At 28.4% G+C, this 13,323-nt stretch carries 16 protein-coding genes and 1 tRNA gene; 13 read left to right on the plus strand and 4 right to left on the minus strand.

Features of this window, described 5'->3' with window-relative positions; all coding sequences use genetic code 11:
* Positions 1 to 7 precede the first annotated feature (7 nt).
* Positions 8 to 226: a hypothetical protein gene (locus SOI86_RS01845; RefSeq protein ID WP_320681922.1), complete on the minus strand. Its 219-nt coding sequence runs from the start codon at positions 224 to 226 to the stop codon at positions 8 to 10.
* Between the two features lie 99 nt (positions 227 to 325).
* On the opposite strand from SOI86_RS01845, the gene SOI86_RS01850 reads away from it, so the two are divergent.
* The 3 genes from SOI86_RS01850 (at position 326) to SOI86_RS01860 (ending at position 2,929) form a co-directional block, all read left to right on the plus strand.
* Positions 326 to 709, plus strand: coding sequence for a DUF2237 family protein (locus SOI86_RS01850; protein ID WP_025923183.1), 384 nt, complete (start codon positions 326 to 328; stop codon positions 707 to 709).
* 48 nt (positions 710 to 757) lie between these two features.
* Complete coding sequence (locus SOI86_RS01855; protein WP_320681923.1) at positions 758 to 1,588, plus strand: DUF4922 domain-containing protein; 831 nt, start codon at positions 758 to 760, stop codon at positions 1,586 to 1,588.
* A gap of 330 nt (positions 1,589 to 1,918) precedes the next feature.
* Entirely contained in the window at positions 1,919 to 2,929 is a 1,011-nt protein-coding gene (locus tag SOI86_RS01860; RefSeq protein ID WP_320681924.1) for a molecular chaperone DnaJ, read from the plus strand.
* Between the two features lie 418 nt (positions 2,930 to 3,347).
* On the opposite strand, the gene SOI86_RS01865 is transcribed toward SOI86_RS01860, so the two are convergent.
* Both SOI86_RS01865 and pheT read right to left on the minus strand, forming a co-directional pair.
* Positions 3,348 to 3,596, minus strand: a complete 249-nt coding sequence (locus tag SOI86_RS01865; RefSeq protein WP_320681925.1) for a hypothetical protein — start codon at positions 3,594 to 3,596, stop codon at positions 3,348 to 3,350.
* Between the two features lie 105 nt (positions 3,597 to 3,701).
* Positions 3,702 to 6,146, minus strand: coding sequence for a phenylalanine--tRNA ligase subunit beta (pheT, locus tag SOI86_RS01870; RefSeq protein ID WP_320681926.1), 2,445 nt, complete (start codon positions 6,144 to 6,146; stop codon positions 3,702 to 3,704).
* 101 nt (positions 6,147 to 6,247) lie between these two features.
* Here pheT and rpmG point away from each other — a divergent pair, with 101 nt between their 5' ends.
* The 5 genes from rpmG (at position 6,248) to lptC (ending at position 10,151) form a co-directional block, all read left to right on the plus strand.
* Complete coding sequence (gene rpmG / locus SOI86_RS01875) at positions 6,248 to 6,442, plus strand: 50S ribosomal protein L33 (protein ID WP_002805540.1); 195 nt, start codon at positions 6,248 to 6,250, stop codon at positions 6,440 to 6,442.
* Between the two features lie 37 nt (positions 6,443 to 6,479).
* Positions 6,480 to 6,701, plus strand: a complete 222-nt coding sequence (gene rpsR, locus SOI86_RS01880) for a 30S ribosomal protein S18 (RefSeq protein WP_002806014.1) — start codon at positions 6,480 to 6,482, stop codon at positions 6,699 to 6,701.
* A 45-nt stretch (positions 6,702 to 6,746) separates the two neighbouring features.
* On the plus strand, positions 6,747 to 7,931 hold the full coding sequence (locus tag SOI86_RS01885) for a ribonuclease catalytic domain-containing protein (protein WP_320681927.1): 1,185 nt from the start codon (positions 6,747 to 6,749) through the stop codon (positions 7,929 to 7,931).
* A gap of 68 nt (positions 7,932 to 7,999) precedes the next feature.
* A complete protein-coding gene (gene metG, locus SOI86_RS01890; RefSeq protein WP_320681928.1) occupies positions 8,000 to 9,535 on the plus strand; it encodes a methionine--tRNA ligase in 1,536 nt (511 codons plus the stop codon).
* Complete coding sequence (gene lptC / locus SOI86_RS01895) at positions 9,528 to 10,151, plus strand: LPS export ABC transporter periplasmic protein LptC (protein WP_320681929.1); 624 nt, start codon at positions 9,528 to 9,530, stop codon at positions 10,149 to 10,151. Before metG ends, lptC begins: the two co-directional genes overlap by 8 nt.
* Here the strand turns inward: lptC and SOI86_RS01900 are convergent.
* A complete protein-coding gene (locus tag SOI86_RS01900; protein ID WP_320681930.1) occupies positions 10,148 to 10,774 on the minus strand; it encodes a cofactor assembly of complex C subunit B in 627 nt (208 codons plus the stop codon). The two genes, lptC and SOI86_RS01900, sit on opposite strands and share 4 nt — an antisense overlap.
* Positions 10,775 to 10,884: 110 nt before the next feature.
* Here SOI86_RS01900 and SOI86_RS01905 point away from each other — a divergent pair, with 110 nt between their 5' ends.
* The 5 genes from SOI86_RS01905 (at position 10,885) to clpS (ending at position 12,714) form a co-directional block, all read left to right on the plus strand.
* On the plus strand, positions 10,885 to 11,196 hold the full coding sequence (locus SOI86_RS01905; RefSeq protein WP_320681931.1) for a fusion glycoprotein F0: 312 nt from the start codon (positions 10,885 to 10,887) through the stop codon (positions 11,194 to 11,196).
* A 10-nt stretch (positions 11,197 to 11,206) separates the two neighbouring features.
* Positions 11,207 to 11,767 carry a bifunctional adenosylcobinamide kinase/adenosylcobinamide-phosphate guanylyltransferase gene (locus SOI86_RS01910; protein WP_320681932.1) on the plus strand — a complete coding sequence of 187 codons (561 nt, stop codon included), beginning with the start codon at positions 11,207 to 11,209 and terminating at the stop codon, positions 11,765 to 11,767.
* A 2-nt stretch (positions 11,768 to 11,769) separates the two neighbouring features.
* Positions 11,770 to 12,252, plus strand: a complete 483-nt coding sequence (locus SOI86_RS01915) for a tRNA (cytidine(34)-2'-O)-methyltransferase (protein ID WP_320681933.1) — start codon at positions 11,770 to 11,772, stop codon at positions 12,250 to 12,252.
* Positions 12,253 to 12,281: 29 nt separating this feature from the next.
* Positions 12,282 to 12,355, plus strand: a tRNA-Met gene (locus SOI86_RS01920).
* 71 nt (positions 12,356 to 12,426) lie between these two features.
* Positions 12,427 to 12,714, plus strand: coding sequence for an ATP-dependent Clp protease adapter ClpS (gene clpS, locus SOI86_RS01925; protein ID WP_320681934.1), 288 nt, complete (start codon positions 12,427 to 12,429; stop codon positions 12,712 to 12,714).
* Positions 12,715 to 13,323 lie beyond the last annotated feature (609 nt).

A 13,323-nucleotide genomic window follows, 5' to 3' on the forward strand; every position in this document is an offset into this window, starting at 1 on the left:
TAAATTTTTAGTTGTTTTCTAAATATTCAATAATTTCTTCCTGTAGTTCTTCCATCGTTTCATTATCACCCAGATCAAGTCCCTCACCTGCGGCATCCTGTGTTAACTCAAGATAATATGAAGCACCATCACTAGATAAAAATTCTAATGCGGAAGTTTCATCACTATTTTTAAAAGCTTCATAAAGAGCTTTAAATGCTATGTTTTCAGTAAAGTCCCAATCCATAATGAAAAAAACCTTATTAGAATTATTACCTCCTTACCCCCCATACTCGTCAACCTTTTTTAAAGAAATGTTGGTGTTTTATTATTATTAAAAAAGTCTATGACCATAAATAATCAAAATCAGTTAAATGTCCTTGGAGAAGAAATTGAAATTTGTAGTTGCGCACCTATGACAGGGTGGTTCAGGGATGGATTTTGCAACTATGACAAAAATGATGGAGGGAATCATTCCATATGTTGTGTAATGGATGATAATTTCCTGAAATATAGTAAATCACAAGGTAATGATTTAATAACTCCCATGCCTATTTATTCCTTCCCAGGACTAAAGGATGGTGATCATTGGTGTATTTGTCTTGATAGGTGGAAGCAAGCATTATTAGACGGTCTTGCACCAAAAGTCATATTAGAATCAACGAATATTGTAGTCTTAGAATCAGTACCTCTGGAAAAATTGAAAGAATATCAATTTAATAAAAAGTAATTACAAGTTTATTTTTTTTTTTAAAATGATAATGATAAATTTTTTTAAATGAGTTTAGAAATATATTGGAAAAAAGCCCTAGAACAAACTCGATTATCAATTGATGATGAATCATTATATCCTCTCAAAACTGATATTATTACAAGAGATTTATATGAAAAAGACGACTTCATAATTAGGAAACTCGATACTTCAAAATTTAATAAAAGAAAAATTTATGGTCCTAAGCAAAATCCATTTTGTCCTTGGGAAAAGATACTAGAAATTGATAAAATTGGTGATAATCATCAATTAATATTAAATAAGTACCCTGTACAAAAAGGTCATATTTTACTTATTACAAATGAATGGAAACCTCAAAATGGATGGTTAGATATTAAAGATTGGAGAGCGATCCAACAAGTTAATAAAGATACTAGTGGATTATGGTTTTTCAATAGTTCTCCAATTGCGGGAGCAAGTCAACCTCACAGGCATTTTCAACTTCTGCGTAGATCGAAAGGTGAGAAATCATGCCCTAGAGAAAAGTGGTTTTTAGAGATGAACTCATATCAAGATCTAGATAGTAAGCTTAAAAAAAATATTGTTGTATCCAAATTTAATTTTTTAGAAAATCCATCATGTCTTTTTGAATATTACTTAGAATTATGCAAGAAATTAGGACTTGGGGACCCTATTAGTGATAAGAAACCGATATATCCTTACAACATTTTAATAACTAATAAATGGATCGCCATTATAAAAAGAAAAAATGATCATATTCATGGTTTCAGTATTAATGGTTTAGGATTTGCAGGATATTTATTAGTAACTGAAAATTCAAATATTAATTATTTAAAGAAATTTGGCCCTGAAAAACTTCTAGAAAGTTTTGTTTGAATACTAGTTAGTTACTTCAACATCCTTATCCCTGCTTATTTGGCTTTCAAGAACTTCTATAGATGCTGTTACGGAGGCAATTTTACGTTCAAGTGAATCCTTAATATAATTGAGCATTTCTAATTTCTTATGTTGATAAAAACTCTTTTTCTCTTTAGATGACTTGAAATAACAATTAAACATTTTTTTTATTTTTATTATAAAAAGAGACTTAATTGACTTGTGACAAAAAAAATAAATTGGTTTTAATTTAAAAACAATATTCCGTATGGACTTTCAATTTTTTTTGAATAAAATTAAATAAATTCCATACTATTCAAGAAAGTATTATTGAATATTTCTGAAAATTCAAATACAAAAAGAATTTCAATTGATTTACCTGAGGAACTAATTTCCAGGTTTGATCAATTACGAAAAGAGTGGGGATTTAGAGCAAGAGGACCTGTAATAGAAAAGATACTTAAAGAACTTCTTCAAGAAGATGATTTACTACCTAAGAACCAACAGCAAGAAATAGACTTTAACGAGAATAATAATAATGAAAATTTAAATATTGATGAAGATACTGCATTGGTATTAATTAAATCAGACGTAAAAAAAGAAGTTAATGAGATATCTTTGAATAAAAGATTTACAAATAACAATCAATATAATAAAAAAGCCAACTTAAACATAAGCCTTCCGAATTTTGTTGAAAAAAAAGTAAAGAATCTAAGAAGAAGTATTAATAGTGAAAAATTAAAAGAGAATATTAATGATATACAAATTAATACAATTAAAGAAACTGAATTAATAAAATGTCGAATTGAGTTAATTAGTCATTGGAAAACATTATATGGATCAGTTCCTAATGATCATGTAGTAGAAGCTTCGATTGATTGGTTTGAAAGGGATATATGGCCAAATCTTGATGGAACTGAAAATCTACCCTTTACGTGGAGTGCAGCCAATAAATTAATGTCAGAATTATGCCCATTTTGGATAAAGAAAAATCCATCTCTTGAAATTGTTTTATTAATGATTGGCGTTTTAGAAGACCCTTTTGCTACTTCAGATCTGATAAAAAGAATACCAACACTTATGAGAAGGTTTGTAAGTAGATTTAAGCGAAATAATAGATCAAATTCATTTGAAACTTTAGACTCAACAATGACAGTACATGGAGCACTTAAATTATTGAATTTATCAACATCCGCAGGATCCGCACATACGTTCCGTAAAATAAGGGATGCCTATAAATCAATAGCTTTAAAGACGCATCCTGATGCTGGAGGATCAACAGATCAAATGAGAAAATTAAATGAAGCGTATCAATTGCTAAAAAATCTATATAGAAATTAGTATACTAATTCTCAAATAAGACTATTTATAAGTCTAGTTAATAGTCTCATACAAGACAGATGTTAAGAATTAAATTTTAATTTTCCTCAATTATTTTTATTCAAATTAATGGAAAAAATAATTATGTATAAATGAAATTAAAATAGAATTACTTTTAAAAAATAAAAATTTTAATGTATAGTCCATCTTATATGAGACTTACCATAAGTCTACTATATAGTCTCATAATAGATAAGCAAGATAAATTAATTTTTCAATTTGGATAAATCACACTCAATCTATTTATTACCCAAGAAAATTAAAATTTGAATAATAAATCATTAAACCATGTCCTTTCGATGTCCAAGAAATTAATAAGGCCTAGAAAGTCTTGCTATTAAAGAGTTTTATATCTATATGTACTGCCTTAAAGACAGTACTACTTACTCTGGAGCTTCTGAATAGCAGTTTGCTTATCAATGCTGGGAACATCACTTAATCCATTTGCGTCAAACCAAGGAGCACTAGCCCAATCAAACCCTTCTCCAAAAGTGTTATCAGGTGCAGTTATGTACCAATGACATGAAGCATCAGGAACATCTACAGAACATTTTGACCAATCGTCTGACCATTGGGGAACCTGTACCCATAACACTGAAGATAACAATAATGAGAGTAGATAGATCATATAGTTTATATTACAACATTAATTAGTTTTATAGGATTATTAATTATCCTATATGAGAATTATAACTAGACTAGTTTCTAGTCTCATATAAGATTATGTATACAATCAATTCCTCAATTTGGTGTTAAAACATTTTTCTATATTAGAAATAATATTTGAATGTATTGATGTAATATCTGATTCCAGTAATGTTCTATCTTTATTTCTATAAGTTAATCTAAATGTATAACTTATATGATCATTACCAAGTTTAATATCTTCAAAAACATCAATTAAACTTACATCCTCAAGGAGATTTTTACCTGTTTTTCTTATCTGTGATTTTATATTGCTAATTAAAAATTTCTTATTAAAAACAAAATTTATATCTCTTTCTATTTTCGGAACAATTGGGTATTGCTTAAATATTGGAATCCATTTATTTTTTCTTGTACTAGCTCCCAAAAGGTTAACTACATTTATGCTAAATAAATAAACTTTTTTTAATGACTTCTTCTCTAGTATTAATTTGGGATGAATTTCACCAAAATAACCTACATCTTTCCCTTCAATAATTAATTTTGCTGTTCTTCCTGGATGTAGGAAATCTATTGCATCAGTTGGTTTATCATCAATTTTTATATTCAAACATGATAAGGCTTCCTTTAACTTTCCTCTAGCCTGATAATAATTAAGATCATTATCTTTACCAGAATTTGCCCATTTTCCAAATTCTCTATTGCCATAAATTGCACCATTCAGAATTTCTTCTTGAATGAACTCAGTATTCTTATGAAAAATATTTCCAATTTCAAATATAAAACAACTTGTTTGTCCAGCTTTTATATTACGGTTTACAATTTCCAAATGTTCTTTCCAGATATTATCTCTTAGGCAGCTAGTTTCTAGTAACAAAGGATTAGAAATCTTTATAAGTGTTTCTTTATCTTCTGGAACAAGAGAGTAGGTAAGTACTTCGTTAAAACCATTGTCAGTAAAACCATTTTTTACTTTTCTCAATGCCAACTGTTCTGGCGACAATTTTCCAGGCTTAATTGGATTAGGAAGGTTCAAGTCGAATCTGTCATAACCTATTAATCTCGCAATTTCCTCAATTAAATCTATTTCTCTTATTAAATCTTGTGATCTATGAGGAATTACTGCTACATCCCATCCATATTCTTTACTCTTTAAAGTACAACCTATAAGTGTTAATTTATCAACTATTTCAGAATCAGATAAATTTCTTTTTTCTAATTGATCGTTAATGATTAATGGACCAAGAATCTTATGTATTCGACTTCTCCTTAATTTAACAAAAATATCCTCATCATTTTTTAAATTCGAAGCATTTATGATTGGTAAATTAATAGAAAAATATTCTTCTAATAGATTAATTGCTCTGGTAACTGCACTTAATGTATTTTTTGATGAAATACCTTTTTCATATCTGCTGCTAGATTCTGTTCTAATTCCAAGAGCCTTTGAAGATTTTCTTATAATAACTGGATTAAAAACAGCGCCTTCAAGATAAATAGAAGAGGTAGTATTGGTTACAGAAGACTCTAAACCACCTATAACCCCAGCAATAGCAACAGGTTTGTCGCAACAAGTAACTACTGTAATATTTTCATTTAAATCATATTTTTTACCATCTAAACATACAAGGCTTTCGTTATCTTTGGCTTTTCGTACAGAGAAGTCTTCTGGAGAAACTTCTTTCCCAATTAATTTTGATAGTTTGTCTTTATCAAATGCATGCAAAGGTTGTCCTTGTTCTAAAAGAATATAGTTTGTTAAATCAACTAAGAGATTAATCGAATTTATTCCTGATTTTTCTATACGGTCTTTAAGCCATGTTGGCGAAAATATATCTCCATTAACTCCATCAATACAGCTTATTGTATAAATGCAATCAGATGTTATAGCTTCTGGGCAAAGTTTATTTCCTTTAAGTAAATGAATATTGTATTTATGGTTTAATTCTGGAAAATTTAATGTGGATTCTAAAAGGGCTGAAATTTCGCGGGCTATCCCCATAACCGACATTCCGTCAGGTCTATTAGCAGTAATTGCTAAATCATAAATAAAATCATTTAATTGAAGTAATTCAGCCCCTGGAGTGCCCAATTCATATTTTATGGCTAAATCTTCATCAATGATCTCTATCCCTTCGCTAGAGTCTTGTAATCCTAGTTCCTGCAGAGAGCATATCATTCCTTCACTCATAACACCTCTAATTTCACTTCTTTTAATAGTTAAATTAACTGCTTTTAATTTCGCACCGACAGTAGCAACATAAACATAAATATTTGGTTTAATATTGCGCGCTCCACAGATAATTTGTAAATTTTTTTTAGTACCAATATCGACTTGGCAAATTGATAGTTTGTCAGATCCTTCGTGTTTTACAACAGATAAGACCTTACCTAAAACAACACCATTTACATTTTCTGAACAATCTTCTAATGATTCAACCTCAAAACCACCAATTGACAATTTCTCAGAGAGATCTTCAGGAGTAGAAGAAATTTCTACTAAATTTTTCAACCAATTTTGAGAAACTTTCATATATATTTTTTAATCAATGATGATAAAACAATTGGATATATCTTCAAAAAAGTTTGTTGAAGATGTACAATAGAAAATTATACAATAAAGTATTAATTAAAATGGCCAAAAAAGGGACAAGAGTTGTAGTGACCCTTGAATGTACTGAAGCTAGGACAAGCACAGATCCTAAGAGATCAAATGGTGTCTCAAGATATACTACTGAAAAGAATCGTAGAAATACAACTGAAAGATTAGAACTAAAAAAGTTTAATCCTCATTTAAACAGAATGACAATTCACAAAGAAATAAAGTAATTAAATTAAATTAAATCAAATTAAATCAAATTTAATCATGCCTAATTCAATTTTTAAAAAACAATTATCACCTATTAAACCTGGAGATCCTATTGACTATAAGGATGTAGAACTACTAAAGAAATTCATAACTGAGAGGGGTAAAATCCTACCAAGAAGGATGACAGGTTTAACCTCTAAGCAACAAAGAGATCTTACATTAGCTGTAAAAAGAGCCAGAATTGTAGCTCTTTTACCCTTCGTAAATCCTGAAGGTTAATTTCATATTGAGTATAGTTGGCACTATAATTAATATCTCAATTATTTGAAAGACTTAACTAATTTAAAAACATATATTATTGACTCTGATAATCCACATGAGGTTGATGACGCTATTTCATTAGAAATAAAAGAAGGAAATATAAAAAATTTATGGATACATATTAGTAATCCTTGCAAGTTATTTTTGCATGACTCTAATGTTGATTTAGATGCAAGAAAAAGAAATAGCAGTTTATATTTAATTGATCAATATGTCCCAATGCTACCTAAAGATATTCTTGAAAAGGCAAATTTAGCTCAAAATAAAATTTCGGAAACTATTAGTGCAGCAATAGAATTCAATGACGATGGATCAATAAATAATTATGAAATTACAGAAGCAATAATCAAACCAAAATATCAATTAACATATGAAGATGCAAATGAAATATTAGAATTAGAACCTAAAGAAGAAATAGAATTAATTGAGATTAAAAAGTTATTAGAAAAAAGTATTACATTTAGAAAGAAACAAGGAGCAATTATTTTCGAAAGTCCTAATAGTAAAATTGAATTATATAAGGATAAAGTTGTACTAAATAAATTAGAGAAAACGATATCACAAATTATTGTTGCAGAATCAATGATATTAATGGGTTATGTAACAAGTTTATTTTTAGATAAATATACTTTAGCGGCTGCATTTAGGATTCAGAAATTAAATTGTAATCCATCTGAAATACTTAATAGATACAATGATAGTGAAATTAAATATATAATATTAAAACAATATATGGGTAGAAGTTATATAACAACTAAGCCCGGAGTCCATGAATCATTAGCTCTTAATATGTATGTACAATGTACTTCGCCATTAAGAAGATACCTTGATTTGATTATTCAAAGACAAGTATATAATAAAATTAATAATTACGAACCTCTAAGTATAAATTCAATCTCTAAGATTATTGATTATTCAAAAAATAGACAAACAGAAAATAATAATATTTTTAAAAATGATAAATTTAAGTATTTAACATTATTTTTTATGAATGAAAGAAAATCTTGTTATAAAATAATCTTCGTCAAGTGGATTAATCATAAAAGAAATATTGCTTTGGTTTATTTTCCAGATTATTCACTAGAAATACTTATTACTCTTTTTATATCAATAGAAATATATAGTAATAAAATATATAAAGTTAAATATAATAAAAATGATAGTAATCTTTTAGAGTTTATTTATTAATAATATTATAAATATAATAGGTTGTTATTAGTTTAAAAAATATCTGTTAGTATTAATAAAAAAGCTTTATGACTTTTGTCATTACTACACCTTTATACTATGTTAATGATAAACCACATTTAGGAAGTGTATATACAACAATAATTTGTGACGCAATCGCTAGGTATAAAAGGCTTATAGGTGAAGATGTTATTTTCATCACAGGTGTTGATGAACATGGTTTGAAAATACAAAGAACAGCTAATGAAAAGGGTATTGAACCAAAATCACATTGTGACGAAATCTCAGAAGTTTTTAATATTAATTGGAAAAATTGGAATATATCCTTTGATAAATTTATAAGGACAAGTTCAAAAAATCATGAATTTGTTGTTAATGAATTTTATGAAAGAGTAAAAGCATCAGATGATATCTATATGGGAGTTCAAAAAGGATGGTATTGTGTCGGTTGTGAGGAATTTAAAGATAATCCAGAAAACTCATCAACATATAAGTGCCCCATACATCAAAAAAATCTAGAATGGAAAAATGAAGAGAATCTCTTTTTTAGGCTCTCGAAATATCAAAAAGAAATTGAAAACATAATCAACGAACCTTCTTTTATAGAGCCAATAGAAAGAAAGAATGAGATTATAAATTTTGTTTCTAGAGGTTTAAAGGATTTTTCAATTTCAAGAACAAATGTCACATGGGGAATTCCTGTCCCTGATTACGATAACCATACCTTTTATGTATGGTTTGATGCTTTACTTGGATATGTAAGTGCCATCAGTTCTGATTCGACAGAACATTCATTGGAAAAATCAATTAATGGAGGATGGCCAGCTGATATTCATTTAATTGGTAAAGATATACTTAGATTTCATGCCGTCTATTGGCCTGCAATGCTCATTTCCGCTGGTATGAAAGTTCCTAAAAAAGTTTTAGGACATGGGTTCCTTACCAGAGAAGGTAAAAAAATGGGTAAAAGTTTAGGAAATGTACTCGACCCTGACCTATTGCTCTCTAAGTATGGAAATGATCCTGTAAGGTGGTACCTGATTAAAGATATAGCACTTGGTAATGATGGAGATTTTCAAGATAAAAGATTTGTTGACATTATCAATAATGACTTAGCCAATACAATTGGCAACTTACTAAATAGAACATCATCTATGTCTAGAAAATGGTTTGATAATAAAGTGCCTAATAATGAAAAGACATTAAGTGAAAAAAAATTAGAGAATTTTGCTAAAAATGCGGTAGAAAATTATATTCATAAATTTGATAAATACAATTTAGATCTAGCCGCTAATGAAGCGCTTAGCCTAGCTATTAATACAAATTTATATTTAAATGATAATCAACCATGGTTATTAATAAAAGAGAAAGATAAATTGCCTATTGTTAAAGAAATTATTTACAACGTATTAGAAAGTACACGAATAATAGGATTATTATTACTACCTTTATTACCAGAATTATCATCAAAAATAAATGAACAACTAGGTTCTTTATACAAAGAAGAAATTCCTTGGAAACAACAATTAAAATGGGGATTATTAATTAGTAACTCTAGCCTTCCTAAACCCACTCCAATAATAAATAAGCTTGAGTATGAATAACATAAATAGATTAATAATTTTCTTTCCATTTGTTATTCTTGGATGTGCTCCTAATGTAATTGAAGAATATAAAGTAATCCAGAAAATAGACAGTTTAGATATGAATATTTTCTCTAAGAGAGGAGATAAAATATTTTCTATAACAAGTCCATACTCAAGTTATGATAATAATGACTTAAAATTCGAACTAAAGAACACTACAATAGATATTTTTAACGGTGAGGAAACTAAATATATTATTTATTCAGATGAATCTACATTATCAGAGAAAAATAAACTCCTGCAATTAAATGGAAATGTAAAATTAAAAACTCTTAAGTTAGATGAGGATATTTTATATGCAGATAATTTTTCCTGGAATATAGAAGGCTCTAACTATCTTTTAGAAGGAAATATAAGATTTGAAAATAAAAACATTATCTTAAGTTCAGCCAAAGCCATATTGGATTCAGATAACATAATAGAATTTTTTAATCCAGTAAAATATATAATTAAAGATGATAGTAATGAGAATAAATATGAAATAAAATCAGAGAATGCCTACTATAATCTTGAAACAGAATCAGTAACTTTTAAAGCAAAGGATAAAAGAGTTCGCTCAACAATCTATTTTTAAATATTATTTTTTGAAAAAATATTATTAATTTTCTTTGACCAGTTATTTATCCATTTTTCATCAGACCTAGTAAAACATTTTGGGCTCCAACCTCCTATCAAGATAAAAGCCTTAGTATTTATCGGGACAACTAAAATAGATGGAATATCGGGACAGAAATTATAAAATTCATCTCTTCCAGGATAGAATTTAGTATTTGCTAATGATATTAATTTCATATCTTTTATTGATCTTAGACATGTTACTCCGGGTTTAAACTCATTACTTGAAATAATTCCTCTTCTCAATATATTTACTCCATCGTTATGAATTAATATTGCTGCTGCGGCAGTAGAAGTTAATATCGCTTCAGATCCCCATGCAAGTTCATCAATAACTTCAGCCGGGATGTTTTTGTCGTAGAAAAACTTATTTTCTCCTTTAAGATCTGATTTCTCACCAGCTAAAGGTTCAAATTGTTTAAATAAGAAACCTATCAAGATAATAATCAATGAAGCTATTGCAGCTAGTACTTGTGCTCTTTCAAGCTCAGGTGTAACTGTTTCTATTGAAAAGAAATTTGCTATTTGAAAAATAAAAAGTATTATCCCGATTAATATTAAAGACTTACCGTTGAATACCATATATAAGATATGTGAATTCTATTTAATTTATGCAATTATTATATTGTTTAGTAAGTTTTAAAATACTCAAAAATATAGTTTTTAATATATAATTAATCAAAACTCTTAAAATGAAACTAAACATAAATAAATATCTACTTTCTTCTATCATTACTGGTTTAATATTTATCCTTAATCCTCTAACAGCATTTGCAGATAGTATTAGCAATATAAATAGACTATTTGTTGTCACTGAACAAAAGAATATCATCAACTACGAAAAAAGTCAGCCTTCATCTATTGATAACCCAGTAGTTGATCCAAATTTTAACGTCATGAGATCAAATGATACTGCAAGTTCAACAGCTACTTATATAGTTATTGGTCTATTAATTGCTGCTACGATTATTCCTTTAGCAACTTGGTGGTACTTCTCTAAATAAAAGAGAATTAATGAATGCCAAGGATTCAACTCTTAGCGATAATTTATCTAATATCATCTTTATTACAGGAGGAACAAAGAGTGGAAAGAGTGAATTTGCAGAATATTTAGCAAAGGAAGTCAAGAAATTATCATATGTTGCCTTATCAGAAAACAATCTCAATGATAAAGAATGGCAAGAAAAAATTAATTCACATCGAAAAAGAAGGCCAAAAGATTGGCAATTAATTGAGACAACAGATCTATTAAATACATTAATCAAAGAAGATGGTCCATTATTAATAGACTCTATTGGTGGATTTATTATGGAAAGTATTGAATGTGAACATAATGAATGGTTAACCAAAATGCAATCACTAATAATTTTGTTAAAGAAAAGAAAAAGCATAACGTTTATTGTTGGAGAGCAAGTAGGTTGGAGTCTGGTCTCAGAATATAAAATTGGTAATACTTATATTGAAAGAATCGGCGAGCTGCAAAAGAGAATAACTAAAATATCAAAAGATAATTGGCTTGCAATAAACGGCAGAGCAATCAAAATAGATGACATAAGTTTAGAAATACCTACTTAAAATTGGAAGTCACGCTCTTTGAACCCAGAATCCCACAAAATACAGGTAATATTGCCCGATCATGTGCTGCTTTTAACATTCCATTAAATCTTATAGAGCCCTTAGGTTTTAAACTAGAAGATAAATATTTAAAAAGAGCAGGATTAGACTACTGGCCTCTAGTTACTGTTAATAAGTACGGAAATTTTGATAAGTATTTAGATTCAAAATCAACAAAAAGAATAATTTCTTTTAGTAAAAAAAATGGGATTTATTTGAAGGATTTTAAATTTGAGGAAGATGATATTTTGCTATTTGGAAGAGAAGATTCAGGCTTGCCAGATTATGTTATTAATAAAAGCGACTTTTTAATATCAATATTTATGCCAAATTTACAAACTGGAAAAAATGATCAGAAAGGTGTTAGGAGTTTAAATCTGTCTGTTGCATGCGGGATTGCTATATATGAGGCTCATAAACAAATAAATTCTCAAAATGGTAATTAAGTACAAACAATGTTTTACAATATTTTCATGTCTCGGTAGCTCAGCTGGTTAGAGCGGCGGATTCATAGCCCGCAGGTCGCGTGTTCAAGTCACGCTCGAGACATTACCATATACTTTGAGATGAAGGTGCCTAAGCGTAATTTATAAAATACTCTATAAAGCAAAACAATTATTATGTTCAGTTCACCTAGTACAGTCTTAGAACCAAAGAAAGCAAAAGCAGATTATCCAGAAGCAAGGTTAATAGTTCTTGATGATAGTTTTAACACTTTTCAACATGTCGTTAATTGTCTTCTGAAGATAATCCCAGGTATGAATGAAAAAAAAGCATGGGATCTAACCATAAAAGTTGACAAGTTAGGTTCTGCGGAAGTATGGAGAGGGAATCTTGAACAGGCAGAGCTATATCATGAGCAACTTGTGAGCAAAGGTTTAAATATGGCACCTATTGAGAAAACATAAAAATATTTTAGAGTTACAGAATATTTCTTTTAAATTTGAAAAATTTAGGGGTCAAAAGATTTACAAAAATAAGCAAAATAAAGAATTCTTCACTTTGATTAAGATAATCAGGAAACTAAAATGCAAATATTTAACTTCTTAATTATCTTTAAGGTATTTTCAAACGAGATAAATTCTTTAGTACTTTCTGACGTAACTATAAGTTTTCGCTGATTATTTGAATTAGAGCAATAGACAACAGTTGGTAAAGAAAGAACACCAAATAGTAGGATTAAAAAACATTTCATTTAGTTATTATTTCTTCTCCATACTGTCTAACTATTTTATCTAGCAAAATACTCATATCATTATTCCTAAGTTTCTCTTTATAACAGCAGATTTTCAAGAAGATCACATATTTGATCCTGTATTTCTTAATTTAATTCAGATACTGGCATTAAAGAAGATGCTTTTAAACTTACAATTTAAGATCGAAAGGAAATATAAATCTAAATATTTAATTGGCTTAATATTATTTTCTTGCTATTTTTTTAAAGCGGACTAAAGTCTATTTCTCCACGAGGATTTAGTCCGTTTAATTTTAAAGATTCATTCAATAGTGGGATCGCA

Origin of the sequence: Prochlorococcus sp. MIT 1314 (assembly GCF_034093315.1) — a bacterium.
In the GTDB taxonomy this organism is placed as follows: Bacteria; Cyanobacteriota; Cyanobacteriia; order PCC-6307; family Cyanobiaceae; genus Prochlorococcus_A; species Prochlorococcus_A marinus_Y.

What these genes read in the sequence shown, in the direction of transcription:
- SOI86_RS01845 (WP_320681922.1), bottom strand. Translation starts at nt 226, where the DNA reads ATGGATTGGGACTTTACTGAAAACATAGCATTTAAAGCTCTTTATGAA.
- SOI86_RS01850 (WP_025923183.1), top strand. Translation starts at nt 326, where the DNA reads ATGACCATAAATAATCAAAATCAGTTAAATGTCCTTGGAGAAGAAATT.
- SOI86_RS01855 (WP_320681923.1), top strand. Translation starts at nt 758, where the DNA reads ATGAGTTTAGAAATATATTGGAAAAAAGCCCTAGAACAAACTCGATTA.
- SOI86_RS01865 (WP_320681925.1), bottom strand. Translation starts at nt 3,596, where the DNA reads ATGATCTATCTACTCTCATTATTGTTATCTTCAGTGTTATGGGTACAG.
- pheT (WP_320681926.1), bottom strand. Translation starts at nt 6,146, where the DNA reads ATGAAAGTTTCTCAAAATTGGTTGAAAAATTTAGTAGAAATTTCTTCT.
- rpmG (WP_002805540.1), top strand. Translation starts at nt 6,248, where the DNA reads ATGGCCAAAAAAGGGACAAGAGTTGTAGTGACCCTTGAATGTACTGAA.
- rpsR (WP_002806014.1), top strand. Translation starts at nt 6,480, where the DNA reads ATGCCTAATTCAATTTTTAAAAAACAATTATCACCTATTAAACCTGGA.
- metG (WP_320681928.1), top strand. Translation starts at nt 8,000, where the DNA reads ATGACTTTTGTCATTACTACACCTTTATACTATGTTAATGATAAACCA.
- lptC (WP_320681929.1), top strand. Translation starts at nt 9,528, where the DNA reads ATGAATAACATAAATAGATTAATAATTTTCTTTCCATTTGTTATTCTT.
- SOI86_RS01900 (WP_320681930.1), bottom strand. Translation starts at nt 10,774, where the DNA reads ATGGTATTCAACGGTAAGTCTTTAATATTAATCGGGATAATACTTTTT.
- SOI86_RS01905 (WP_320681931.1), top strand. Translation starts at nt 10,885, where the DNA reads ATGAAACTAAACATAAATAAATATCTACTTTCTTCTATCATTACTGGT.
- SOI86_RS01910 (WP_320681932.1), top strand. Translation starts at nt 11,207, where the DNA reads ATGAATGCCAAGGATTCAACTCTTAGCGATAATTTATCTAATATCATC.
- clpS (WP_320681934.1), top strand. Translation starts at nt 12,427, where the DNA reads ATGTTCAGTTCACCTAGTACAGTCTTAGAACCAAAGAAAGCAAAAGCA.